The organism is Microcoleus vaginatus HSN003, from assembly GCF_022701255.1.
Classification (GTDB): Bacteria; Cyanobacteriota; Cyanobacteriia; order Cyanobacteriales; family Microcoleaceae; genus Microcoleus; species Microcoleus vaginatus_B.
The window spans coordinates 922,119-948,215 of sequence record NZ_CP031705.1 but is presented as its reverse complement, the minus strand read 5'-3'; the positions used below and the strand labels follow the sequence as shown (position 1 = coordinate 948,215).

General features: G+C 45.7%; 15 protein-coding genes. 6 read left to right on the top strand and 9 right to left on the bottom strand.

The window, feature by feature from the left end; translation table 11 throughout:
* The first annotated feature begins 15 nt into the window (after window positions 1–15).
* From D0A37_RS04010 to cutA, 3 genes are all read left to right on the top strand, one after another.
* Complete coding sequence (locus D0A37_RS04010) at window positions 16–2,529, top strand: VIT domain-containing protein (protein WP_242721368.1); 2,514 nt, start codon at window positions 16–18, stop codon at window positions 2,527–2,529.
* Between the two features lie 253 nt (window positions 2,530–2,782).
* Window positions 2,783–3,679 carry a pentapeptide repeat-containing protein gene (locus tag D0A37_RS04005; protein WP_242721365.1) on the top strand — a complete coding sequence of 299 codons (897 nt, stop codon included), beginning with the start codon at window positions 2,783–2,785 and terminating at the stop codon, window positions 3,677–3,679.
* Window positions 3,680–3,730: 51 nt separating this feature from the next.
* Window positions 3,731–4,051 (top strand): divalent-cation tolerance protein CutA, encoded by a 321-nt coding sequence (gene cutA, locus D0A37_RS04000; protein WP_242725347.1) that lies wholly within the window; start codon window positions 3,731–3,733, stop codon window positions 4,049–4,051.
* A 67-nt stretch (window positions 4,052–4,118) separates the two neighbouring features.
* Here the strand turns inward: cutA and D0A37_RS03995 are convergent, their stop codons facing one another.
* On the bottom strand, window positions 4,119–4,658 hold the full coding sequence (locus D0A37_RS03995) for a DUF2231 domain-containing protein (protein WP_242721362.1): 540 nt from the start codon (window positions 4,656–4,658) through the stop codon (window positions 4,119–4,121).
* A 51-nt stretch (window positions 4,659–4,709) separates the two neighbouring features.
* Window positions 4,710–4,988 carry a hypothetical protein gene (locus tag D0A37_RS03990; protein ID WP_242721359.1) on the bottom strand — a complete coding sequence of 93 codons (279 nt, stop codon included), beginning with the start codon at window positions 4,986–4,988 and terminating at the stop codon, window positions 4,710–4,712.
* A gap of 211 nt (window positions 4,989–5,199) precedes the next feature.
* Here D0A37_RS03990 and D0A37_RS03985 point away from each other — a divergent pair, with 211 nt between their 5' ends.
* Window positions 5,200–6,372 (top strand): NAD(P)/FAD-dependent oxidoreductase, encoded by a 1,173-nt coding sequence (locus tag D0A37_RS03985; RefSeq protein ID WP_242721356.1) that lies wholly within the window; start codon window positions 5,200–5,202, stop codon window positions 6,370–6,372.
* Window positions 6,373–6,659: 287 nt separating this feature from the next.
* Here D0A37_RS03985 and D0A37_RS03980 read toward each other — a convergent pair whose 3' ends face one another.
* The 7 genes from D0A37_RS03980 to D0A37_RS03950 form a co-directional block, all read right to left on the bottom strand.
* Window positions 6,660–7,778 (bottom strand): hybrid sensor histidine kinase/response regulator, encoded by a 1,119-nt coding sequence (locus D0A37_RS03980; RefSeq protein WP_242721353.1) that lies wholly within the window; start codon window positions 7,776–7,778, stop codon window positions 6,660–6,662.
* Window positions 7,779–7,782: 4 nt separating this feature from the next.
* Window positions 7,783–11,484, bottom strand: coding sequence for a PAS domain S-box protein (locus D0A37_RS03975; RefSeq protein ID WP_242721350.1), 3,702 nt, complete (start codon window positions 11,482–11,484; stop codon window positions 7,783–7,785).
* 90 nt (window positions 11,485–11,574) lie between these two features.
* A complete protein-coding gene (locus D0A37_RS03970; RefSeq protein WP_242721347.1) occupies window positions 11,575–14,361 on the bottom strand; it encodes an adenylate/guanylate cyclase domain-containing protein in 2,787 nt (928 codons plus the stop codon).
* Between the two features lie 57 nt (window positions 14,362–14,418).
* Window positions 14,419–15,975 carry a PAS domain-containing sensor histidine kinase gene (locus tag D0A37_RS03965; protein WP_242721344.1) on the bottom strand — a complete coding sequence of 519 codons (1,557 nt, stop codon included), beginning with the start codon at window positions 15,973–15,975 and terminating at the stop codon, window positions 14,419–14,421.
* Window positions 15,972–16,508, bottom strand: coding sequence for a Rab family GTPase (locus D0A37_RS03960; RefSeq protein WP_242721343.1), 537 nt, complete (start codon window positions 16,506–16,508; stop codon window positions 15,972–15,974). Before D0A37_RS03960 ends, D0A37_RS03965 begins: the two co-directional genes overlap by 4 nt.
* A gap of 2 nt (window positions 16,509–16,510) precedes the next feature.
* Complete coding sequence (locus tag D0A37_RS03955) at window positions 16,511–19,228, bottom strand: OmpA family protein (protein ID WP_242721340.1); 2,718 nt, start codon at window positions 19,226–19,228, stop codon at window positions 16,511–16,513.
* Window positions 19,229–19,234: 6 nt separating this feature from the next.
* Complete coding sequence (locus tag D0A37_RS03950; protein ID WP_242721337.1) at window positions 19,235–19,843, bottom strand: hypothetical protein; 609 nt, start codon at window positions 19,841–19,843, stop codon at window positions 19,235–19,237.
* Window positions 19,844–20,882: 1,039 nt separating this feature from the next.
* On the opposite strand from D0A37_RS03950, the gene alaS reads away from it, so the two are divergent.
* Together alaS and D0A37_RS03940 are read left to right on the top strand one after the other, a co-directional pair.
* Entirely contained in the window at window positions 20,883–23,534 is a 2,652-nt protein-coding gene (gene alaS, locus D0A37_RS03945) for an alanine--tRNA ligase (RefSeq protein ID WP_242721334.1), read from the top strand.
* 352 nt (window positions 23,535–23,886) lie between these two features.
* Complete coding sequence (locus D0A37_RS03940; RefSeq protein ID WP_242721331.1) at window positions 23,887–26,094, top strand: tetratricopeptide repeat protein; 2,208 nt, start codon at window positions 23,887–23,889, stop codon at window positions 26,092–26,094.
* Window positions 26,095–26,097 lie beyond the last annotated feature (3 nt).

The following is a 26,097-nucleotide window of genomic DNA, read 5'->3' as shown; positions in this document are numbered from 1 at the left end:
TAAAAAAAAACAGCTATGAAGTTTGTCTGCGTTCTATCCCCTCAACGGTTGCTTTCTGCTGGTATCGCATTGCTCGCTGCGATCGAGTGTGGCGCGTGGCTTACTCCAAATGTGGCGCAGGCTAAAGCTCTTGGGGAAAATTATTCCTCTGTGTCGCCGAAAATCCTCGCTAGTAACGATGTTAATTGCAATGGCGGACGATCGCCCGAAACTAGCTGTCGAGTCGGCGGTTTGTTCGTCAAAACTCCAAATACGACCTCAGAACAAGTCTTTCCTCTCAAGCAGACTGAAGTTAAAGCCAAAATAGCTGGCAATATCTCCCGCGTCGAAGTTGTTCAGAAGTTTGAAAATCCTTTTCCTGAATCTATAGAAGCTGTTTATATATTTCCTTTGCCCGACGAAGCGGCGGTGGACGATATGGAAATTAAAATAGGCTCACGAATTATTAAAGCTGATATCAAACGCCGCGAGGAAGCTTTGGAAATTTACGAACAAGCCAGAAAGCAAGGCCGGACTGCTGGTTTGTTGGAACAAGAACGCGACAATATTTTTACTCAGTCTCTCACTAATATCAAACCCGGAGAAAAAATTGAAGTTACGATTCGCTACACCGAAAGTCTCAAGTTTGCCGGCGGCGATTATGAATTTGTGTTTCCCATGGTGGTAGGGCCACGCTATATTTCGAGAAATTCGACGCCCCCCTTAGCAAGGGGGGGGCAGGGGGGGGTTAATACCGATGCCGATCGCATTAACCCGCCTGTCTTGCCTCCAGGAACACGATCGGGTCACAATATCGCTGTTTCGGTAGAAATAGATGCCGGAGTTGCGATCGGCGATGTCCGCTCTACTTCCCATCAAATTACAACTGACCGCAGCGGCAATATTGTGCAAGTCCAATTAGCCAATTCAGACACAATTCCCAATAAAGATTTAATTCTGCGCTATCGAGTCGCGGGCGAAAACACTCGGGCAACTATTTTGACTCAATCCGACAAGCGGGGCGGTCATTTTGCTACTTATCTGATTCCGGCATTAAATTACAAAACTAATGAAATTGTACCCAAAGATGTCGTATTTCTGATTGATACTTCCGGTTCTCAGAAGGGCGAACCGCTGGCAAAATCTAAGGAGTTGATGCGCCGCTTTATTCAAGGGCTGAATCCCACCGATACTTTTACTATTATTGATTTTGCAAATACTGCCAAAGCGCTTTCAACAACTCCTTTAGCAAATACTCCCGAAAATCGACAAAAAGCAATTAATTATATCGAAAAGTTGCAGGCTAACGGGGGCAGTGAATTGCTTAACGGCATTCAAACAGTGATGAATTTTCCGGCGGCGGCAACGGGGAGGCTGCGGAGTATTGTACTAATTACTGACGGTTACATTGGTAATGAAAATGAAGTGCTGGCTCTGGTTCAGCAGAGTCTGAAACCAGGAAATCGACTTTATAGTTTTGGTGTCGGCGGTTCGGTGAATCGGTTTTTGATTAACCGTTTGGCGGAAGTGGGAAGAGGCACGTCTCAAGTAATTCGTCAAGATGAACCGTCAGCAGAAGCGGCAGAAAAGTTTTTTAGGGAAATTAATCGTCCGGTATTGACTAATATTCAAATTAGTTGGGAAGGAATGGGGGAAAAACCAGAGATTTATCCGATCGCACCCCCAGATTTGTTTGCGAGTGGGCCGCTGGTTTTGTTTGGCAAAAAGACCGATCGAGCTAACGGGCAACTTCGCATTCGCGGCACTCTTGCCGGCGGCAAAACTTACGAGCAAGTTTTACCTGTTAATTTTGCTCAATCCGCCGGCGCGCGGCAGCGAGAGTCAAATTCTGTCGCAGCAGGCGCTACGGATTTTGGCAATCCGGCGGTAGCTCAACTTTGGGGGCGATCGCGCATTAAAGATTTAATGAATCAAATGTTTGGTGGTGAGACTAAATCTCTGGTGGAAGCTGTAACTAATACTGCTCTGACTTATCGCTTGCTGTCGGAATACACGGCTTTTGTGGCTGTGAGCGAAGAAGTGAGAGTCGAACCTGATGGCTCTCGTCGTAGGGTGCAAGTGCCTGTGGAATTGCCTCAGGGTGTCAGCTATGAGGGTATTTTTGAGTCCGAGGGGGCTGAGCAAACTAGAGGTGGCTCTCGCAGCGTTAGCTCGAATCGCAACTCGGCACCAGTGAGTCCAGCTCCTGCTATGGCACCGCAGCGAGGTTACGGTGAGTTGCCACTCCAGAAGCCTTTGGCTTCTCGCCTCCAAGTAGTTAGCGCCGAAGGGTTGGATGCCGGGGCACTCGCCGCTTTGACTCAATACCTGCAATCGGTTAATCTCCCGGCGGGGGTTAGCGGTGAAACGGTGTGGGAGTTATCGGTACAAGATGGTCGCGTGGCGCAAGTGGCGATCGACCCTAAAACCTCGACGATGCAAGCAACAGACGCCGTAGAGAGTCTCAAGCAGGCCTTGAGTTCCTGGCAACCTCCCGCAGGATTCAAGGGCACGCTGCGCCTGAAGTTGCGAATAACGGTCGATCGTTAAGCAAGGACTATCTATGTCACAAAACATTAACTTTTAATTCAAAAATACCGAAATGGCGATCGCTACCGCGTGGAAGATATAAAATCTTTATTAAGAGATTGCCTTTAAACAGGAAGTCATGTTAATGAAATTTATACCGTTTGAGGCAAACGCTAAAACAGTTTCCTTTCTAAAACAGTTTCCTTTCTGAAACAACCTTAACAGTAAAGATTTCTGGATCGAAACCCCACAATCATAGAAGGTATGATGCCCTATGGAAGTTAGTGAACTGCTCAACAATTACGAAAAAGGACAAAGAGATTTTACTGGAGCCGACCTCAGCGGGGCAAACCTCAGCGGAGCCATCTTAATCGGAGTCAACCTTTCACGAGCTAATCTTTCCGGGGCGAACCTCAGCAGAGCGTTTCTCACCAAAGCAACACTCAAAGGCGCAGTGCTACAAAGAACAAATCTGAGTTTTGCCAAAATGGGCGAAACCCAACTTTCGGGCGCAGATTTGACAAAAGCTAATCTCAGCGGAGCTTTTTTGGTAAAAGCAAAATTGCCGAGAGCAAAGTTAAGTGGCGCAACTTTAACTGGCGCCAACCTGCGCGGTGCTGTGTTGTGGAATGCCAATTTGTGTAGCGCCGACTTGCAATTAGTTAACTTGCTGGGCGCAAATCTGACGGCAGCTAATTTTAAATGGGCAAACCTTTACGGTGCAAGGCTCAACAGTGCAAAACTTTTTGGAGCTCAATTAACCGGAGTCAGTCTACGGCGAGCGCAGTTGACAGGGGTGAATCTCTGCGGTGCAGATTTGAGCGGCGTCAACGTGAGTGAAGCTAAACTGATGGGAGCTAATTTGGAAGGCTCCAATTTGGCGGGAGCAAATTTCAGCGCGGCTCAGTTGCGAGGGGTGAAGTTGGCGGGTGCAAACTTAACCGGGGCTAAGTTGAAGGGAAGTTGTTTGAGAGGGGCAAATCTGAATTGGGCGAAGCTGTGTCAAGCTGATTTGATGGCAGCAGATTTGAGCGAGGCGAGCTTAATAGGAGCTAATTTAGATAATGCTTTGTTGACGGGAGCTATTTTGCCGGAATCTACTAGGCGCTATTTTTCCTTAGCTGGAGCGGGCAGAGTCAATTCTTGGGAAGTTAATGAGATTAACGGTTGATTGTTGACTGTTGACTGTTGACTGTTGACTGTTCACTGTTCACTGATGACTATGACAATTAATTTTGGGGTAGTGCTGGTAACTGCAGCATCGGAGGCGGAGGCGGAGAATCTCGCGAAATCTCTAGTTGAACACAAGCTGGCTGCTTGTGTGAGTTTGTCGCCAATTCGCTCTATTTATACTTGGCAAGGGGAGATTCATTCCGAGTCTGAGTGGCAGTTGGTGATTAAAACTGATTTGGCTAAATTTGAGGCTTTAAAAACAAAAGTTCAGGAACTCCATTCCTATGAAGTTCCCGAAATTATTGCTATTCCTATTATCGCTGGCAGCGATGCTTATCTCAATTGGCTGGGACAATCTTTAAGTTTGTAGTAAGGACTTTAGTCCTAAAGTGTCAAATGAAGAGGGACGGAAGTCCCTACTACAAATGGTCAGAAACCTACGAATTATGACTGGTAGGGCCGATGACGCCGATTTTATGGCGAAAACTTAGTTCGCCGCCGAACCAGCCTGTAATGCCCAGCAAAGCTGCAACGACGATCGATATTGCTAAACCTGTATATACGATCGGCTCAGCCGGATTTCCTTGGCGCAACAGCAAGTTAATCAGGGTAAGTACCATAACCGCTACATTGCCGCCCATGTGCAACCAACCGGCACTGCGCTCGCGCACTCTTTTAACTTTGAAAAAATCTAAAAAGCCCGTGATTGCGGCCAAAATCCCTGCAGCAAAACCGACACCCATCAGCCAAACCGAAGCTCTCGCCCAAAACGGATCGCTTGTCAGCCAATAACCTATGTCGGTGCCGGCGGCTCCTACTAAAAAGGCTACCGGAAACAGTACGAGTACGGGGTGAAGCGGATGGCCTGCAATTGCAACTGAACTCGTAATGCCGGCGTCGCGATACTCTGAGTCGTGACTTTCGAGAATCGGCGGAATATTGGGATAGGGCGTACTATTTCTTTGATTTGTTTCCATGATTTCTACAGATAAATTTTGTACAACAAACCCATTTTTATTGGATTGAACTTAATCCCAAGTCCGCTCGCCATTTTCGTCAACGCGGGCCTGCCGAATTACGTCGGAAATTTCATCGGCGTCTTTGACGTGGTGCAGGGCTTTCTTTTCCCCATCGGGTTCTTCTACCATCACATAAGTTGGAACTGTAACAACATCGCCCGTGATGTCTGGCACGTGGTCTACCGCCAGTTGCTGGGCTTTTTCTTCGAGGGTTTGCGGTTCGTCGGAAATGCGATCGCCCGGATTGACCGTGCGCTCCATATCTTTGCCGGGTTTGTCGATACTCATAAAAACCTCTCTGGTATTTCTAATTTTTTGCTGACTCTAATTCCTACTATTGAACGAAAAATCTCCCTGCACAAACATCTCCCAAGGGGTGGAAGTTTCAGTTAGGGCGATCGCAGGCAGCCTCTTCCTGTAGGTAGAGGTTTTTCGATTGGTTCCGAAAAAACCTAAGCTAAAATCTAAGCATGATATTTTCCTTCCCTTTGAGTTGCCCATGAAAAGTTACGATTGGATTGTTGTCGGCGGTGGCATTACGGGTGCGTCACTGAGTTACGAACTAGCAAAAAAAGGTTTTGCTGTGCTGCTTTTGGAACGAGATGCTACCATGCAAAATGCGACTCGTTTTAGTTACGGGGGCTTGGCTTATTGGTCAGGGACGACTGATTTAACTCGCCAATTGTGTCGGGAAGGTATCGAACGCCACCGCAATTTATCGGCGGAATTAGATGCTGATACTGAGTTTCGCGAGTTGGATTTGTTGCTGACAATTGATGCAGGCACTGATGCCGAAAAAGCGGCGGCTAATTACGCGCATTTTGCGATTGTTCCGCAGCTTTTGAGCGTTGCAGAAGCTGGGGAGTTGGAACCTTTGCTGAATAAAAGTGCGATCGCCGGAGCTCTAACTGTGCGCCACGGTCACATTTCGCCGACAGCCACAAATAAAGCTTATTGTCAAGGGTTTCTACGGTTGGGAGGAACTATAGAATTTGCTGAAGTAATTGGGTTTATAGAAGAGGGAAATCGGATTTCGGGAGTCAAGACAGCGCAGGGAATTTATCGTTGTGAAAATGCTGTGGTTTGTGCTGGAGGTTGGAGTCGGAGTTTGCTGAAAGCCGCTGGTGTTTCTGTGGGAGTTTATTTTACTCGCACGGAGATTTTGGAAACTGCACCTGTGGATTTGAAACTCAGGACTTTGGTGATGCCTGCGGTATTAAAACGTTTTGAATTGGAAGCTGAATCGAGTAGAAGTGAGGTGGATTTTCTTTGGGATGAACCGGGTAAAGAGTTACAGCCGCCGATTTTAGATTCGGGTGCAATTGGGTTTAAGGATGGGAGTTTGCGGATTGGGCAATTGTCGCGCACTTTGAGCGATTTGAATGCTAAAGTCGATCGCGAAACCAGCGAAACGGCAATTCGTGCAGGAATCAGCAAAGTTTTGCCGGATTTGGCAGGTTTACCGGCAACTTGGCACGAGTGTATTGTGGCATTTAGCGCTGATAATTTGCCTGTAGTGGGGCCGATTGCCGATCGCCCTGGATTGCACGTTTTTTCCGGTCTCAGCAATCCTTTGACTATTGTACCTGCTTTGGCTGAGCGATTTGCGAATGCGGCGGGGGGAGAAGAAGATAGGGCGATCGAACTTTTGTCTCCCAATAGATTTGCTTAAAAGTGATATCATGTCCGGCCGGATTCAGACTTGTATGAATTTTGTAGGGGCGGGTTCACTAACAATAATTGCCTGTAATCTACAATATAATAAACCCGCCCCCCCCGATACTTTTATCTCCTCTCCGTTGAATTGTCCGCGATGAAATTCTGTCGCGTGGTGGGGGCGGGTTTATGTAGATTGTTAGTCTGGATGATAGATTGTTGGTGAAACCCGCCCCTACAAGTATTGTGCTTATTTTACCGGACATGACTACTGACTACTGACTACTGACTAATGACTAATGACTACTGACTACTAACTAACAAAGGCAGCGCGACAATAAATGTAGTACCTTTGCCGATCGCACTTTCCACACTTATTGTACCGCCGTGCAGGTCAACTATGTGTTTGACAATGCAGAGTCCCAAACCCGATCCTTTAATTTTGCCTACATTAGCACCTCGTTCAAACTGCTGAAATAATTTTCCTTGATATTCCGGTGTCATCCCAATTCCCTCATCTCGAATGCACAAAATTATTTGTTGGTTTTCGCAGCTTAAGTCTAAACTAACCTTGCCGCCGTTTGGAGAATATTTAATAGCGTTTGAAAGCAAATTAGTCAAAAGGTGGTGCAGTAGTTTGGCATCTAGATTGGCGTACACCGGCTCAGTTTGGCTGTGGAAAGTTATGAGGTGCTTGTCGGTGACGATCGGTTGCAGTTCTTCTAAAATAGAGGTGCAAAAATCAGTTGCATTAATCGGATTTAAATTTAAGGAAACTTTGCCTGATTCTGCTTTGCTAAGCATTAAAATATCTTCCAGCAACCCACTCATATTACTGACGGCTCTTTTAATCCGCTCGACATTTTTATTGCTAGTTCCGGGGGTTCTCTGAAAATCGCTATCTTCTAACATTTCAGCCGATAACTGTATGGTAGTTAAAGGAGTGTTTAAATCGTGGTAAGCCATTGAAATAAAGCGCGATCTATTTTCGCTTTTTTCGGCTGCTAACGCCATTAAATTTTTCAGACTAACTGCTTCTTGATGTTTGCTCAGTGCTATCTTGATAGTGGCGTGCATTTCTCTTTCTTTAAAAGGTTTTAGCAGGTAGCCATAAGAACCAGTATTTTCGGCTCGCTGCAAAGTTTCGTCGTCGGCATAGGCAGTTGTATAGATAATTGGTATATCTAATTCTTGATTAATTATTGCTGCTGTTTCTATCCCGTCAATGTCGCCTTTGATAACTATATCCATTAAAATTAAATCGGGTCTTAGTTCGCGGGCGCGCTGGATGGCATCAGCTCCTGAAGAAACGATATCGGCGATTTGATATCCCAATTTTTCTAATTTGGGGGATAAATTTTTCGCAATTAACAGTTCGTCTTCGACAATCAAAATCTTAATTGTTTTTTTAGCAAGAGTCATATTGTTACAATCTTTGAAAGTAGTTTAATTCGTTAAATTTTAAGTGAAAAGATGTACCAAATTCTCTGGATATTTCGATGGTTCCTTCTAACTGCTCGGTTAAAGTGCAGACAACTTGAAAGCCCATTGAGTGAGTTTTCCGAAAATCTAAGTTTTGAGGAAAGCCAATGCCGTTGTCCTTAACTAAGAGGTGGATTTCTTGATCGGCCGTTTGATAGCATTCTACACTAACTGTACCAGTTGTGCCCTCAGGAAAAGCGTGTTTCAGGGTATTTGAAACTAATTCATTGGCAATTAAACCGCAGGGAGTAGCAGTTTCAAGATTTAGGGAAATTGGCTCAGCTAATACCTGCAACTGAATTTGGTTGTTGCTAATATTGTAAGAGTGAAACAAGTTACTTACCAAATCTTCGAGATATTCCCCAAAATTAATTTGGGCCAAGTTAGTCGATCGGTACAGTTTTTCGTGAATCAGAGCCATAGAATAAAGGCGATTCTGACTTTCTTCAAACATTTTGCTTACTTGCGGGTCGGCAACTGTGTTGGATTGCAATTCTAACAGACTGGCAACTACGCAGAGGTTGTTTTTGACGCGGTGGTGAATTTCTTTGAGCAAAATTTCTTTTTCTCTGAGGGAGTTTTTCAAATTTGCTTCCGCTTGTTTGCGATCGCTCAGTTCAGCTTGCAGTTGCTGGTAAAGTAGAGATTGCTGAATCGCGATCGCCAATTGATTCACCAACTGCTGAAATAAATTCATTTCCCATTCTTGCCAATCACGAGGGATCTCGCATTGGTGGGCAATCAGCAATCCCCAAAGCTGCCTGTGCTGAATAATCGGCACTACTAACTTTGCCCTAACTTGAATTTGTTTCATAAACTCCATCACACAAGGTGTAATGCAGGGGTCATCTAGTTCGGAGATCGCAGAAATTCGCCCTTGCAAATAAAGCTGATAACTTTCAGGGGGAAAAACCTCTTCGCCAAAATATCTACCCAGGAGTTTGCTGCATCCTTCTGCCACGGCTTCAGCAATGACTCGCCCGCCCCTTTTGGGTAAAATTTGATAAACCAAAACTCGATCGGCTAACAAGACTTGCTGGAGTTCCGCAACCGTGGTATTGAGAATTTCTTCTAATTGCAAAGACTGGCGGACACGACGGGCGATCGCCTCCACAAGCCGTTCTTGCTCGAACTGCTGCCCCCTAGCGAGTTCGGCGTATTTAGAATTGCTGATATCAGCGGCGTAACCAATAATTTCGATCGGAATGCCCCTGCTGTCAACCAATAGTTTTAGTTCCGTCCTTAGCCAGCGGTAAATTCCGTCTTGGTGTAGAAAACGATACTCGTAAATGCAATTTTTTTCGGCGGACAAATCCGAAAAATTTACTAGAAATTGTGGCCGATCTTCAGGGTGAATCCTGCTAGACCAAAATTTACAATCTGCCAACAATTCTTGGGGGTCGTAGCCAAGGATTGTCTGAACGTTGTCGCTGATGTAAGTAGTACAAAAGTCCACCATCGGTGCGGCTGTAAAAATTACCGCCGGATTAGAACCCAGTAAAAATTGCAGGCGTTCTTTTAACTGCTGAAATTCCATTTCTGCCCGCTTACGATAACTGATATCTTCGATCGCCCCCATGCTGTAGAGAGGAATGCCCTCGCGATCGCGGATCAGCGTCACCGTCAAGTTTGCCCACATCAGCTCGCCATTCTTCTTAATCAACCGTTTTTCCCTTTGGAAACGAGAAATATTGCCGCAGACCAACTGTTTGACTTGCTCCACATCTGCTTGTAAATCTTCTGGATGCGTCAGTTCAGTAAAAGTCATGGTAGCCAACTCCGAATCGCTGTAGCCCAACATCTGGCGGTGAGCTTCATTCACTTTGATCGTGCGGTTGTCGCGCACGCTTGCCAAACCAAGCGCGATCGGAGCATCGTCAAATAAGTTGCGAAACTTTTCCTCGCTCTTTTGCAGTGCAGCTTCTGCTTGTTTGCGAGCGCTAATGTCTCGGGCGACCCACATCACCCGCTCCAAATCCAGGGGCGAAATACTGGCATCAAACCAAAATAACTTGCAGCCAATTTCCATGCTGTATTCAACTCTATGGGTTTGCCCAGATGCCAATGTTTGGCGAATGTGGCCCAGGGCAAAATTAGCTTCCGCTTCTGGGAAGATTTCGGCGAGGGTTTTGCCCAGCACTTCAGGATTCGGTTTGTACAGCAGTTCGGGAGCCGTGGGGGCAATTTTGAGGTAGCGGCCGCTTGCGTCGAAAACCAGGACGATATCCGTCATGGCATTAAACAGAGCCAGCAGTTCGGCTTCGGATTTTTGGAGTTTTTCTTCGGTCAATTTGCGCTCGGTAATGTCGGTGTCAGTCCCAGTCAGGCGACAAACCTTGCCAGAAGCCGATCGAATCGCGCTGCCACGGGCAAGTATCCAGCAGGTGCTGCCGTCTTTACGCAGCATCCGGTGTTCTACTTCATAAATTTCTGTAACACCGTCTAGATAAGCCTTTACTGCTTCCTCGACTGCAACTCGATCGTCGGGATGAACGTGAGACACCCAATTTTCGATGCGGTTGGGAATCTCTGCGTCCTGATAGCCTAACAAAGCTTTCAAAGACGGAGCAATGTAGATTTCGCCGGTTTCCCAATTCCAATCCCAAACCCCCACTTTGCCAGCCGATACTGCCAGTTCGTACCATTGTGTCCGCTGCTGCACTCTCCGTTCTAACTCTGCATTGAGCTGCAGCAAAGCGATTTCTGCTTGTTTGCGCTCCGTGACATCGCGGCCTGCTGCTTGATACTCGACGATTTGTCCGCTCTCGTTGAATATAGCCCGATCGATCCACTGCTGCCAGCGAATTTCCCCGCTCGGCAAAATTACTCGGTGTTCGGACGTAAAAACAGGCTTCTCGGGAGACACAGAACTATATTGCTCTTGAAAAATTTCTCGGTCTGCTTCTGGGATCAGCGACATGAAGCTGTTGCCGAGCCAGTCTTCTAGTTGCACGCCGAAATAGTGGCAGTAAGCTTGATTGACAAAGGTGATTTTACCGTCGGGGAGGTACCGGCAAATCAGTTCGGTTTGGTCTTCCACAATCGCCTGGTAGCGCACCTCGCTCTGCCGCAGGTCTTTTTCGGCATTTTGGCGATCGCTGACTTTTTCTAGTTCACAATTACCCTCTAAAAGTTCGGATTGTTCCTGGAGTTTTGCCACTTCTTGATGCAGTGCCTCTATCCAGCTATACATTGCTGGGCGAATGCTTTTTTCACTCACTAAACCTACGAGCTGACCCCGTTCATCCACAATTGGCAAGCAATCAATTGAGTATTGACAAAATAGCTTAAATGCGGTATAATTATCTCTAAATTCTGATTCTTTTAAGACAATTAAATTCTGCGTCATGGCATCGGCAACTTTCATGCCTTGCCATCCGTATTCGGCGGCGGCGAAGTTCAGCACATCTTCCGGGCTTAGCAGTCCGACTAGCTGATTTTCATCGACAACTAAGACGCAACTAATCGAGGCTTTTACCCTTTCGTTTGAGTTGGCCTGTGAATTAGTCACAGGACAAAGGTTTCTCGCCCCACGCATCAGAGCGAGCGCATCACCGAGGGAAGTGGAGGGGGCCACCGTCACAGGGTGGCGATCGACAGCTTTTAAGGGCGATCGTAAATTTGTCGCCAAATTAGCAAGTTGCATCAGTCTTGGCCAAAAAGTATTGCTAATTAACTTTAACAACACTTTTAGTCATCAGCCAGATAAATGATGACTGATGAATGATGACCTAGCTTATTTTTTCCGAATGAGAATATAAGTTTTCATTTGCCCTTTGCCTTTAACTTCAATAAGTCCCCGATCCTGAAACAAATATTTGTCTTCCAGTAACTTATAAGTAGTTTCGCTGACTTGAATCCGCCAAGGCAAACCCTGAGATTCCATGCGGGAAGCAATATTTACCGTATCGCCCCACAAATCGTAAATAAACTTCTTTATGCCAATAACTCCGGCAACAACCGGGCCGCTGTGAATGCCAATGCGTAGGCTAAAATATTTATTATGGCTAGCATTAAATCTGGCTATTTCAGCTTGCATATCTAGGGCTATTTGGGCGATCGCCTCGGCGTGGTCTGCCCTGGGTTCAGGCAGTCCTCCTACTGCCATGTATGCGTCGCCGATAGTCTTGATTTTCTCTAACCCATGCCGTTCGCACAAAAGGTCGAATTCTGAGAAAACCAGATTCAGGAGCTCCACAAGGTCGATCGGATTCATGACGGCAGACAAAGCAGTAAACCCCACAATGTCGGCGAACAAAACAGTCACTTCGGGAAAGTATTCGGCAATAGTAGTTTCGTTTTGCTTGAGGCGTTCTGCTATTGCCTGGGGCAAGATATTTAACAGCAGCTTTTCGGATTTTTCTTGTTCTTCCCGCAGGGCATCTTCTGCTTGCTTGCGTTCCGTAATGTCGTGGTAACTCCAGACTCTGCCGATAATTGTATCTCCCAGGCACTGCGGTTGCGAATAGCGTTCAAAAAATCTGCCGTCTTGAAATTCCAACAAGTCGTAACTTTCGGCTTCTGGCTGCTCGTAAAGCGATTCGATTCTCTCTTGAAATGCTTGGGGGTCTTTGAGTTGGTTCAGCACAAAGGCGATCGTTGTGGCGTCGTCTCGCAGTGCCATCACTTCATTAGGTATGCCCCACATTTCCACAAATTGTCGATTGAAAGTGACGATTTTTCCGCTCCTGTCAATCGCTAAAATACCGTCCGCAGTAGAATCAAAAGTTGCTAGCAGCAGGGACACAGATTTTGCTAGGGCATCTTCGGTCATTTTTCGAGCAGTAATGTCTCGCAAAATAGCGCGAATTGCTACTAGCGAACCTGCCGCAAATTTACAGCTTATGCTGCCTTCGAGCAAAATTTTTTCATGATATTTAGTAATAAATATTAGTTCAATAGAGTCTGGATACAATGTACTTTCATTTACCGTTTTTTGGGTAATAGCTTGATACAATATATCCAGAGACTCTGGGGAACTGTTCGGATGAATGATATCAAAAACAGTCATTTGAGCAATTTCTGCTTCGCTGTAGCCCAAAGTTTCCCGCCAAGCCCGATTTACATACAAAAAATGACCGTCAGCTCCAATACTTTGAATTAAGTCAGTAGCATTTTCAAATAAGTCTCGCAGTTGTTCTTCGCTTTCCCGCAAAGCTATTTCCGCTTGTTTGCGCTTGATAAATTGACCGAGCTGGCTGCCGATGGTTGCCATTATCTGGAGCAAGTCTTCATCAAAACACTGCTCTTCCCGGCTGAAGAAAGTTATCACCCCCAAAACAGACTTTGCAGAATTATCCGGGTCGTAGTCGCCCAAAATTGGGAAACCAAAAGCTCCGTGCAGTCCTTCTTCGGCAGCGATTTCGCGGCGCATACAACAGTCGCTTTTTGTGACATCCGCAATCCACTGAGAGGAACCGCTCGCCCAAACGAGACCCGGCAATCCTTCACCAAATGCACAGGTCATTTGTTCGGTAAATTCAGCAAATTTAGGGATAGAAACTGAGCGTTTTGTCCAACTGGCGACGCAGCGAAGCAAATTGTGGTCCGACACCGCAGTTATTCTCTTAGTTTCTGACAGCAGTTTTTCCCCAGCTTCTGGCATCCAAAGTTCGGCGGTATCCCATCCCAAGCTGTCGCAAATTACAGGGAGAATGGCTGCTATAGCTTTTTTGATTGTTTCGGATGCCGACAGGATGCGAGTGGTGACGTACTGAGTTATTTGTCGCTTGCGGGCGCGCTGTCTATCTGTGACATCGCGCCCGATGTACACGAAATCTTGAACGGCGGGCCAAGAGCCAGAAACGCCTTTAATGTCAGTCGAAATCGCCGTACAGGAAAACGAAACTGTTAGCTTTTCTCCGCTTTTTGCCGTGCAAATTACTTCGGTGTGAGTTTGAGATTGTTGAGGCTCCTCTTGGCTGACTGCTTGCAAAGAGGAGCCAAAAGCAGCAAGAGCGTCTATTTGCTGGCCTACTAATTCTGATTCGCTGTAACCAAACAAATCTTGAGCCGCTTGATTGACTTTTTTAATTTTTCCCGAGGCTGTTGTTACCAACAAAACTTCGGCCATTGAAGTAATAATTTTTTCAACATAATTATTAGTAGTGGCTAAGGTACTCAATAAAATATCCATTTCATTGGTAGCTTGGACGAGAGTTTGTTCTAAAGCCATCCTATCAGTTACATCTTGAAAAAATATAATTAATCTCTGATAATTCTCGTCATTAGTAAAATCGACAATATACATATCAAAATAAAGCCGCGAACCATTTTCTAATAGCCGCGTGATCGCTTTTAATTCAAAATTTGGCAACCGTTTTTCAAAAATATCGATTAAAATTTCTTCAGTTCCCACTAATTCTGGAAAGGGAAGGCGAACATCGTTGCCGGCGACTACTTCGTCGGGACAGTCGCCAAACCGCTGCACTTGCACAGAGATTTCTTGGATTAAAAAGTTTTTATCCAGCGCTAGGTACTCCAAGTGGTGGGGAACTAACAGTTTTTTTAACAAGGTTTTCATGTGAGATTTTTAGTATTGAAGGCGCCCTTGGGATCGAATTATCTAAAATCAATCTCTTTATCTCGGTTTCTCAAAGGGAATTCTGACTAAAAAGGTAGTGCCTAACCCTGTCTCGCTGGAAAATTCGATTTGACCTCCGTGCAAGTCTACACACTGCTTGACTATGGATAAACCCAGTCCTGTACCGGGTATTTTTCCGACATTTTTGGCTCGATAATAAGATTCAAACAGTTGGTCTTGGTCTTCTAGAGGAATGCCAATGCCTGCGTCTTTAATTTTAAATGTAGCTTCTTGATTATTGTGACAATTTAATTCAAAATAAATATTGCTGTCGAGGGGCGAATATTTGACAGCATTTGACAGCAAATTAGTCAAGATGTGCCGCAGCAATTTTGGATCTAGTGCGGGCAAGTTTTGCGTTTCCTGCGACTCGTTATCAGTTTTGGTCGCGGGCGTGACTAATTCTTGACAAATAAAGTTAATTGTATGATTTTTTCCATAACTAATTTTAATTGATTCTACTAACTCGCTGCAAAATTTTTTTAAGTCAACTGGTGCGGGATAGAATTCGAGTTTTCCGGCTTCGGCGCTGCTGAGCAACCGCACGTCATCTAATAGCTGAGCCATTTGTTGAGATGCTGCTTTAACGTGTTGCAGGTATTTTTGTTTTTCGGCGTGGGTGATTTCGTCGCCGTAGTCTTGGAGGATTTTAGTAGCAAATAATACTGTACTTAGAGGATTGCCGAATTCGTGAGCAATCATTGAGAAAAAACGAGATTTTACCTGTCTGAGTTCTTGCTCTTTTGCCAAAGAGCCGCGAATTTCTATTTCTTGTTGTTTGCGTTCTGTGATGTCCCTGCCTATATAAATGAAATCGTAAAGTCCCTCTAATTCGGTCTGAATTGGCGAACAGGAAAATTCTACCCAAATTTCTTCTCCTGCTTTAGTAGTGCAGACTATTTGTAGTTCTCTACGCAGCTCTTTCTGAGACAAAATATAGCGGTGGCGACCTTGGCAAATTAATGTTTCTTCGAGTAAGATTAAAGACAGGGGGCGACCGATCAATTCTGCTTCGCTATACCCAAATAACCATTGAGCCGATTGATTGATTGTTTTGATAGTTCCTAATGTTGTTGTCACCAACAAAGCATCGCCCATCGAACGAATAACTTTATCTATATAATCTTTAGACGCCGCTAAGGCGCTAACCAAAAGATTAGCTTCATTCGCGCTCTGAATCAACGATTGCTTCATCACCATCTTTTCGGTGGTATCTTCAATCAGAATTAGCAATTTATTTGGCACATCTTCTTGTTCGTCTTCATGTTTGATAGCCAACATATCAAAGTATAAAGGGCGGTTTTGGTCGGCAAACCGAGCGATACCTTTGACTTCAAAACCCGGCAGCCGTCCCATCATGATAGACATGAGGATATTTTCAATGCCAACCAGTTCGGGAAAACTCATGCGAGCATCTGCACCGGGTATCGCGTCGCCCGGAGTATCGGCATAATGCTGCACTTTGGCGGAGGTTTCCTGAATGATGAAATGGTGATTTACTACCAAATATTCTATTTGTTGGGGGGCCAATAACTTTTTTAAAATGGGGTTCATACTGGTTCTATCATTGTGTAAGCTAGTTTATAGAAAATTTCGTCAACGTCTTTGCCTGTTTTAGCAGATGTCGTGTAAACTGCGATTACTTTGTCTTGACATATCGCATGGGACATTTCCACTAGCAGTGCCAATTTTTCCTCGTCAATCAAGTCTACTTTGTTCAAAGCGACGATTATTGACCCTTTAGGATTGACTGAAGAAAAAAGCTGAATGTGTTCGGAGATTCGCTCAACTGTTTCGGAGCGGGTGACATCGGCAACGATTAAAACGCCGCTAGCCCCCTGCAAGTAAGTCGGTGCTATTCCTTTGAATTTTGTATGTCCTTCTAAGTCCCAAATCAGCAACTTTGCAGTCACTTTTTCCCGCTGTTTTCCCCCTTCTAATTCTACGATTTTGCTGGAAATTTTTACTCCCACAGTGGAGAGGTATTGATCGCTGAATTGCTGATCGACAAAACGGCGGATTAGGCTGGTTTTGCCCACGCCAAAATCGCCGATCATGCACATTTTTTTAGATATAGTAACTGACATAATTATTTACTGTTTATGGTCTTAGTTATTGGTTCAAATAGCACGCATCTGCTTAAAATTCGCGGTTGATTGGGTTCCACGTCGGCAGGAGGATTGGGGATGCCAAGCGTTTGGAGGCGCTTCGGGTTAGCACCTTGCCGCACTAAAGCATCTCGCACGGCTGTGGCACGTCTGAGCGACAACTGTTGATTTTTAGCAAGTTCTCCACTTTGATCGCTGTGTCCAATTATCTTAATCTGTTTTTGAGGATATTGATCCATGAAATTTTTGACACGGGCGATGATTTCTTCATCTGTTGAGTCTAATTTGGTCGTTCCTTGCTCGAAGTAGATGCGGGTTGTAATTTTCAGCGGCTCTAATTTAACGGTACTTATGACCGACTGAACACCGGGAATTTGCTTCAGGGACTGAGCTATTTTCTGTGCGTCTGCACTGTCTCTAACTCGGCCCTCTACTGTAAGTTTGCGATCGCCATACCGCGTAGAAATAGAAACGCCCTCTCTCTGGTTCAAAACAGCGGTAATCCGCTGCACCTCAGCCGCCGTCAAAACTGGATCTGGGGGGACATCTACAGCTATAATTCTATTATCTAATTGCAATTTCGGTGCAGTTGATGCGGCTATTTTTTCTGCTTGTGCCCGCAATTCTTGATTTGGCAACTTTCCGGTTAGCTTTAAAGTTTTGCCATCAACTGCAACATCTAAGCGGTAAACTGCTAATTCGGGAGTCGAGGCTAAAGCTGCGACGGCATTTGCTTCGAGGCGGCGCTCAACACTGCTGCGGTACTGATAAATTCCCCAAGGTACTAAGATTAAGCTCAGGGTGGCTAAACCGATACCCACTAGGGCGATCGGGGGTTTTGTTGATTTTTCCGTTTGTAGCGGGTCGAATAAAGTTTTTATACACGGGTGCAGCGACTCGGGTATAGTACCGGGGTCGCCGTTAAACTCGTGAATTACTTGAGCATAATTAAGGATGAGATTACTAACGGTTTCTCGTATTTTCTTGATGAAAGAGTCGGGCGGTTCTCCTTTAATCAGGACTGCCATGTAGCAATATCCCGCTACTTCTAGCATAATCTTGGAGTTGCCGTATTCAATTTGATTGAGTTCGGAAACTTCTCCCGGCCGAACGATACAGTCGTTAACAAAGCTGCGAATAGCTGTGAGCATTCCTGCTACCATTTCTGATTCTAACTGGTAGCTTTCTGAGTTTTGAACTTCGGAAATGATCAACCCAGATGCTTTGTGAATTAAGAAGGCTGCTTGGACGGTAAAGGGTACTGATTCTTTGAGGATTAATTCCGCTTCGGAGACTCCTTGTACTTTGGAGCGAATTTTTCTCTGGAATCCTTCGACGCTGATGGCATTGGACACTTTTTCATTGATTGTCTTGATAGCTTCTGCCATGTATCGGGAAATTGTACTGCCAATTACGGGATAGAGGGCATCCACCATAGAGTCGCGTTCGAGTTTTATTTGGGCTGTAATCGTTTTGCCCATTTCTGGGGCGAGGGCCTGGACGATCGACTCTTTGTCCAGGCGAATTTGCTCTTTAATTGCCAGACCGATTTCTGGGGCGATCGCATTAGCAATATCCGCTGGCGAATTCACTATTTGTTGAGCCAGTGCGTCGGGAAGCAGCTCAGCTATTGCCGCACTCATTGCCGACTTATTTTCCTGAGTTTTTGCCCTAATCACTTCGTCAATAATGGGCACGATCGCCTTGACAACTTCTTCTCTGGAATCAGCAATTTTGCGGCTGAGAATTTCTGCGATCCAAGGCAGCATCAACTCAATCAACTCTTGGGGCTCGTAGATTTGGTGCTCCAATTTTCCTAATTTATCGTCGATTGTTGCCATCAGGTGGCGCACCCCCGGCAAATCGTTTTCTGCCAGCAGATTTTTCACTTGCTCTATATCCGAGATTTGCTCGCCAAACATCAGATTTTGCAGCCTTTCCATGGCGCTGTCGGCTTCGTTTAAATCCTGTTTAATTTGGCCTAATATTTCTGCTGGCTGCGATATCGGTGTGGGCTGTTCTACCAAGTTTGGCAGCGATTGAAGCGAAGCAACCACCGGATCTAAATCTGCAGTTTCTGGTGGCTCTGAGACTGGGGAAACTATGGGATTATCGGGAATTTCCGAGGATTTTGACTCGGTTTCGGAAGCGGAAACATCCTGTAAATGCCGATCGCTCCCGTGGGATTTTTGAGCCTCTACTTCCTGTAGAGAATCTTTCATTGTCAAGTTAGACAATTCTTCGACAGGCTGTGATTCCTCCTCCAAATCCGGCTGGGCGATCGCTGAAACATCGATAGTTTTAGCTGAGGAATAGTCTTTTTCCAGTGCTGAAGTGTTGAGTTTGTGAGTAGCGAATAGCAAACTTTTGAACTCGTCTGCAACAGGCGGGGAATCGCCAGACTGCGGTTGGCGATCGCCCGTTTCGGGTACACTCGCGGCAACTTCCTCTTGCTTTTCTGAGGGAATACCTAACAAATCCATCAACCCGCCGAGGGCCCCAGCTTGATTATTTTCCCCACTGCTGTCATCTTCGGGCTCTGCATTTTGCTGGTTGGAACCAGCAATAATTTTGAGATCGACTAACAGATTCAGCAAGGGTTCTAGCTGGGTTGCTACATCGGCAGCAGACTCGTCAGGTTGAGAAACAAAACCCTCTAACTCATTTTCGTCAGCCGGATTTTCTTTCGGTAAAGCCATGCGTTATTATCCGTTATGGTGGCGCTCCGGCAACAGAAATTCGTTATTTAACTTATTATCAGCAACGTTTTTAAGTTCGGGCACAAATTCTGTTCCTTTGAGCCTCATGCCGAGTTCAAACAGAATTTCTGCCATGTCGTCTCTAGAAACTTTAACATCTCTGAGCATGGAAAAGCGACGATCGAGCTCTTCAAACACTTGTGTTTTCAAAGTGCGGCTTTCTTCAGATAGTCGATCTCTGGTTTTGGAGAGTTCGTCGCGAAGCGAACTGGTTTGATTGTCGATCGCCTCGTCGAGGGCTTCCATGTTGCTGGAGAATTTGCGGTTAACGCGATCGATTTGCTGACGGAGGTCTGCGCTTTCTTCTTGGGTGTTTGAGGTGAGCAATTTAACTTTCTTTTCTAACGAATCAACTGCCACCTTCATTTCTGAGGACAGAACTGTTTTCACTTGTTCGATGCGAGCTTGCATATCTTGCTGCATCATCGACAAGTCGGAATCTATTTTATCGAAGCGATTATCGTATTCTCTAAGCTGCGCTCCAAAAATTATATCCCGAATCTGGTCAATATTTCCCAGCCGTTCGCGCATTTCTTCTTTAGTTATTTCGGCCATGCTTGTACCTAGAATCTCCGGAGATTGTGAGTTTAAGAACTGTGCTAGTGATTTACTACCGTTGTTGGTGGCACTAGCTTTTTTGAGTGGGCGGGCTTTTATTGTTTGAACTCTTTATGAACAGGCAAGATGCCTGTTCCACAAGAAAATTTATCTTTTGTGGAACGGGCATCTTGCCCGTTCTTGAGAATGGTGCAAGATGTGAGTTGTACCGACATCCTCAATGATATCGCATCTTGAGAGTGCCTGATACCATAGCGCTTGGGCCGCCGCAAAAAGCGGGGCGCGCGCTCCAGGTCTAATTATATATAAGATCTAACTCAAAAGCTGCACCGATCGCTCGCCGATCGACTTGGAGGGAAGTTTTCTTTCAGTAGAAAGCACTTATACAGTCGAACTCTGCCCTCTCTCCCCCTCGCACCCTCTGCTGCTGCGATCGCCCTATAAAAAAGCGTAGGGCCCGATCGACAGCGATCAGACCCAATAATATGAGAGCTTTGTTTTTTTTAACAAACGAGATGTGTTTCCGATTGAGAACTGTTACTTACTAGGGTTTACAACTTGTGCCGCTTTACTTTTAATCCGCAACCACAATAAGTCTGACTCGACTGCGGTTTGGCTTGACTGCTCGATCGGCAGTGCGCCACTATTCCAAGTTGTGTTCGGTTAATTTCTGCTGCGCCTGGGAATCTAGACCGGAGACACCATGTCTATATCCTCGAACTTTCTTTCTAAATATAGCGACCTCCTTTCTCTTTCTGTCCCGGTGTCTATTATTAAGTTAGCATGAGCTTTCCGAGGAGTAAAGCACTATTTGCAAAACTTGATAGGTCTTTACATTACTAAGTATAATGATATGAATCTCCAAATAGATGTAAGTTAGCACTCACGCACTCCTAACCAACAAACCGGGTTTTTCTACCGAAATTGAGGATTTTAAGCAAGTATTTTGGTAGAAAAACCGGGTTTCTGGACACCCGTGCGTAAGTCCTATAAATTCTATTGTTGCTACATCTTTACATACTTAACAGTTCTTGTCATGTCTATTTCTCCTAAGTTTCTCAGTGGCAGCCAAATCCGCCAAACCTTCCTCGACTTTTATGCTCAGCGGGGACATAAGATGTTGCCGAGTGCTTCTTTGGTGCCCGAAGATCCGACTGTGTTGCTGACGATCGCCGGAATGCTACAATTCAAGCCGATATTTCTCGGACAGCGCGCCGCCGAATCACCGCGCGCCACCACTTCTCAAAAGTGCATCCGCACCAACGACATCGAAAACGTCGGCCGCACCGCCCGCCACCACACGTTTTTTGAAATGTTGGGTAACTTCAGTTTCGGGGATTATTTCAAGAAACAGGCGATCGCCTGGGCGTGGGAACTTTCCACGGAAGTTTTCGGTTTACCAGCGTCCAATTTGGTTGTTAGCGTTTTCCGAGAAGATGACGAAGCTTTTGCCATTTGGCGCGATGAAATTGGCATTCCGGGCGATCGGATTCAGCGCATGGGAGAAGAGGACAATTTCTGGCAATCCGGCCCGACTGGCCCCTGCGGCCCCTGTTCGGAGATTTACTATGATTTCCACCCAGAGAGAGGCGACAATATTGACCTCGAAGATGATACCAGATTTATTGAATTCTACAACCTGGTTTTCATGCAGTACAATAAAGATGCAGAGGGCAATTTAACACCGCTGCAAAATCAAAATATTGATACTGGCTTGGGACTGGAACGGATGGCGCAAATCCTCCAGAAAGTCCCCAATAATTACGAAACAGATTTGATTTTTCCGATCATTCAATCGGCCGCAGAAATTGCCGAGATTGATTACCACAATAGCGATGAAAAAGTCAAGGTTTCGCTGAAAGTAATTGGCGATCACATTCGGGCTGTGGTGCACATGATTGCGGACGAAATTCGCGCGTCGAATGTGGGCCGGGGTTACATTTTGCGCCGGTTGATTCGCCGGGTGGTGCGCCACGGGCGACTGATTGGAATTCAGGGCGAATTTACGGTGCGGGTGGCTGAAAGTGCGATCGCCCTTTCGGAAGCTGCTTATCCGAACGTGCGGCAGCGGGAAGCTCAAATTAAGGCGGAATTGGCAAGGGAAGAAGCGCAGTTTCTCAAGACTTTGGAACGCGGAGAGAAGCTGCTGGAGGAAATTGTCGATCGCACAAAACAGCAAGCAAACCAACAAATCAGCGGTCAAGATGCTTTCACTCTTTACGATACCTACGGTTTCCCCTTAGAACTGACACAAGAAATTGCTGAGGAACAGGGAATTTCTGTGGATTTGGAGGGCTTTGAAGCGGCGATGAAGGAACAGCAAACTCGCGCTAAAGATGCTCGCCAAACAATCGATTTAACCGTGCAGGGTTCTTTGGATAAGTTGGCTGAAACAATCCAGGGAACTGAGTTCGTCGGTTATGCTGAATTGTCGAGTTTAGCTGAGGTGGAAGTTATCTTGGTTGACGGCAAATCTGTGGAGGAAGCAGCGGCGGGTACCGAGGTACAAGTTGTTTTGAACCAAACGCCGTTTTATGCAGAATCCGGCGGACAAATTGGGGATAAAGGTTATTTGAAAAGCGGAGATAATGGTGATGGTTTGTTAGTAAGAGTTGATGATGTGAAGAAGGAATCGGATTTCTTCGTGCATTTCGGCTTGGTGGAACGGGGAACGCTGAGAGTTGGCGATAGTATTACTGCGAAGATTGACAATAGCGGCCGCCGCCGAGTTCAGGCTAACCACACAGCAACTCACTTATTACAATCAGCTTTGCGGAAAATTGTGGATGATTCGATTTCGCAAGCTGGTTCGCTGGTATCGTCTGAGAGATTGCGGTTTGATTTCAATTCTCCGCGCGCTGTCACAGCAGAAGAGTTGCAGAAAATTGAGGATTTAGTTAATAGTTGGATTGCTGAGGCGCACGCTGCGGTCGTTGCAGAAATGCCGATCGCCCTTGCGAGAGAAAAAGGCGCAACTGCGATGTTTGGCGAGAAGTACGGCGATGTGGTGCGGGTTATCGATTTTCCCGGCGTTTCGATGGAATTGTGCGGCGGAACTCACGTCAGCAATACCGCAGAAATCGGGCTGTTTAAGATTGTTTCCGAAGCGGGGGTAGCGGCGGGAACTCGCAGGATTGAAGCGGTTTCCGGTCAAGCTGTTTTGGACTATTTGAATGTGCGGGATAAGGTGGTGCGCGATTTGGGCGATCGATTTAAGGCGAAGCCTGAAGAATTACCGAACCGGATTACTAATTTGCAGAATGAGTTGAAGGATACTCAGAAACATTTGGCTGCTGTGAAGTCGGAATTGGCGATCGCCAAATCCGATCAGTTGCTGAGTGCGGCGGAGGATATTGGCGAATTCAAAATCATTGTAGCTCAATTGGGTGATGTGGATACGGAAGCGCTGAAAACTGCGGCGGAAAGATTGCAGCAAAAGTTAGGAAATGCTGCGGTTGTTTTGGCATCAATTCCTGAACCGGATAAGGTAAGTTTGGTGGCTGCTTTTAGTCCTGAAGTCAATAAGAAAGGATTGCAAGCTGGCAAGTTTATCGGGGGAATTGCTCAAATTTGCGGCGGAAAAGGCGGCGGGCGACCGAATTTGGCGCAAGCTGGGGGACGCGATGCAAGTAAGTTGCAACAAGCGCTGGAAAGTGCTCGCAATCTGTTAGTTGAAGGGTTGGGTTAGTCTGGGTTTTCTGTAGGGAAACGGTATTGCCATGTCGTAATTCGCCACCAAACTTAACACCAACTTTGTACAAACACGGCGCGGTGTCCCGCGCCCGACACAACAATGCCGTATCCCTACAACATCTGCGTCCATCCCCGTCCATCCGCCAACATCTGCTGTTAAAAACTCCCTCCATCAATACTTTGGACAGTTTTTGATTGCCAACCGTAGAATAAGGGTTTCAAGGCGGTTCCGCGATCGGCTACCAACGGAAAATCTAGGGTTTCAGACTATGAACTCAAAACTGTCCGGACTATGGTTGATTTCCCCCGCAAAAAATGTAAAATCATACGAACATGGGGAGTCAAAAATGACCCAGCCACGCCGCCAAGCCTATCTCACCCTGATTGAAACTCTCCTCATCTGGGATAGCGAAGAACAAACCGCCATCCTGCAAGCCAATCTAGAATTATTAGACGATGATTTTGCCGAATATTTGCGAGAGTGGGCAACAGAAACCCTGCCAAACTTGGATGCAGATATAGCTGAAAATCGTGCTAATATTTTATACAATTTAAATCTAAAAGTTTCAAGTTTTCAGCAAGGCAGTCACAGAAGCAACATAGAGATTGGGATTGCTTGTCTGGAAATAGGATTAACTATTTTTACTCGGGAAGCTTACTCAGAAAAGTGGGCAATGTTTCAAAATAGTCTAGGCATTGCTTACAGTTACAGAATCAAGGGAGACAGGGGAGAAAATATAGAAAGGGCGATCACATTTTATGAAGCTGCTTTACAAGTTCGCACCCGCGATGCTTTTCCCCAAGATTGGGCCCTGACTCAAAATAATTTGGCAATTGCTTACAGTTACAGAATCAAGGGAGACAGGGGAGAGAATATAGAAAGGGCGATCGCATTGTATCAAGCAGCTTTACAAGTTAGCACCCGCCAAGCTTTTCCCCAAGATTGGGCAGCGGCTCAAAATAATTTGGCAAATGCTTACAGAAACAGAATCAAGGGAGACAGGGGAGATAATTTAGAAAAGGCGATCGCATTTTATGAAGCTGCTTTACAAGTTTACACCCGCCCAGCTTTTCCCGAATATTGGGCAATGACTCAAAATAATTTGGCAAATGCTTACAGTGACAGAATCAAGGGAGACAGGGGAGATAATTTAGAAAAGGCGATCGCATTGTATCAAGCAGCTTTACAAGTTCGCACCCGCCCAGCTTTTCCCCAAGATTGGGCAGCGACTCAAAATAATTTGGCAAATACTTACAGTGACAGAATCAAGGGAGACAGGGGAGATAATTTAGAAAAGGCGATCGCATTTTATGAAGCTGCTTTACAAGTTTACACCCGCCCAGCTTTTCCCGAATATTGGGCAATGACTCAAAATAATTTGGCAAATACTTACAGTTACAGAATCAAGGGAGACAGGGGTGATAATTTAGAAAGGGCGATCGCCTTTTATGAAGCTGCTTTACAAGTTTACACCCGCCCAGCTTTTCCCCAAGATTGGGCAGCGACTCAAAATAATTTGGCAAATGCTTACAGAAACAGAATCAAGGGAGAAAGGGGTGATAATTTAGAAAGGGCGATCGCTTTTTATGAAGCTGCTTTACAAGTTTACACCCGCCCAGCTTTTCCCGAATATTGGGCAAGGACTCAAAATAATTTGGCAACTGCTTACAGTGACAGAATCAAGGGAGACAGGGGAGAGAATATAGAAAGGGCGATCGCATTTTATGAAGCTGCTTTACAAGTTTACACCCGCCAAGCTTTTCCCCAAGATTGGGCAACGACTCAAAATAATTTGGCAACTGCTTACAGTGACAGAATCAAGGGAGACAGGGGAGAGAATATAGAAAGGGCGATCGCATTTTTTCAAGCTGTTTTAGAAGTTTGCACCCGCAAAGCTTTTACGCAAGATTTGGCGGTTACTAAAAATAATTTAGTAAATGCTTACAGAAATAGAGTCAAAGGAAATAAGAATAAGAATATAGCAAGGGCGATCGCATTTTATGAAGCTGCTTTACAAGTTCGCACTCCCACCGCTTTGCCAATTGACTGTCTGAGAACAGGCAGAAATCTAGGCGATTTAGGATTTGCAGAAAGTTTTTGGGAAACAGCCATCTTCGGCTACGAAAAAGCCATCGAAGCAGTCGAACAAAGCCGCGAGTGGATAACCTCCGACAACCGCAAACGAGAAATCATCGAAGAAAATCTCGATGTCTACGAAAAAATGATGATATCCTGCATCATTCACCAACAATATGACAAAGCCCTGCAAACAATCGAACGCAGCAAATCCCGCTACCTAGTCGAACTCTTCACCAACAGCGAAATCTACCCCAAAACAGCCACCGAAACCGAGAAACAGCAACTCCAAAACCTGCGCCGCCAAATTGCCGCCTCCCAACAACTCCTAGAAACAGAAACCCCATCTCCTCCCCCTCTTTCTCCCCCCCTTACCAAGGGGGGGCCGGGGGGGTTCCCGAAGACTCTCCCTCACAACCCACAACCCAAACCCGCAGCCTCAGCCCCGAATATTTCCAACAAGAAAAAGACAAACTAGAAA

Excerpts from the sequence above, each read along its gene's own strand:
- D0A37_RS04010 (WP_242721368.1), top strand. The coding sequence starts at position 16 with ATGAAGTTTGTCTGCGTTCTATCCCCTCAACGGTTGCTTTCTGCTGGT.
- D0A37_RS04005 (WP_242721365.1), top strand. The coding sequence starts at position 2,783 with ATGGAAGTTAGTGAACTGCTCAACAATTACGAAAAAGGACAAAGAGAT.
- cutA (WP_242725347.1), top strand. The coding sequence starts at position 3,731 with ATGACAATTAATTTTGGGGTAGTGCTGGTAACTGCAGCATCGGAGGCG.
- D0A37_RS03995 (WP_242721362.1), bottom strand. The coding sequence starts at position 4,658 with ATGGAAACAAATCAAAGAAATAGTACGCCCTATCCCAATATTCCGCCG.
- D0A37_RS03990 (WP_242721359.1), bottom strand. The coding sequence starts at position 4,988 with ATGAGTATCGACAAACCCGGCAAAGATATGGAGCGCACGGTCAATCCG.
- D0A37_RS03985 (WP_242721356.1), top strand. The coding sequence starts at position 5,200 with ATGAAAAGTTACGATTGGATTGTTGTCGGCGGTGGCATTACGGGTGCG.
- D0A37_RS03980 (WP_242721353.1), bottom strand. The coding sequence starts at position 7,778 with ATGACTCTTGCTAAAAAAACAATTAAGATTTTGATTGTCGAAGACGAA.
- D0A37_RS03975 (WP_242721350.1), bottom strand. The coding sequence starts at position 11,484 with ATGCAACTTGCTAATTTGGCGACAAATTTACGATCGCCCTTAAAAGCT.
- D0A37_RS03970 (WP_242721347.1), bottom strand. The coding sequence starts at position 14,361 with ATGAAAACCTTGTTAAAAAAACTGTTAGTTCCCCACCACTTGGAGTAC.
- D0A37_RS03965 (WP_242721344.1), bottom strand. The coding sequence starts at position 15,975 with ATGAACCCCATTTTAAAAAAGTTATTGGCCCCCCAACAAATAGAATAT.
- D0A37_RS03960 (WP_242721343.1), bottom strand. The coding sequence starts at position 16,508 with ATGTCAGTTACTATATCTAAAAAAATGTGCATGATCGGCGATTTTGGC.
- D0A37_RS03955 (WP_242721340.1), bottom strand. The coding sequence starts at position 19,228 with ATGGCTTTACCGAAAGAAAATCCGGCTGACGAAAATGAGTTAGAGGGT.
- D0A37_RS03950 (WP_242721337.1), bottom strand. The coding sequence starts at position 19,843 with ATGGCCGAAATAACTAAAGAAGAAATGCGCGAACGGCTGGGAAATATT.
- alaS (WP_242721334.1), top strand. The coding sequence starts at position 20,883 with ATGTCTATTTCTCCTAAGTTTCTCAGTGGCAGCCAAATCCGCCAAACC.
- D0A37_RS03940 (WP_242721331.1), top strand. The coding sequence starts at position 23,887 with ATGACCCAGCCACGCCGCCAAGCCTATCTCACCCTGATTGAAACTCTC.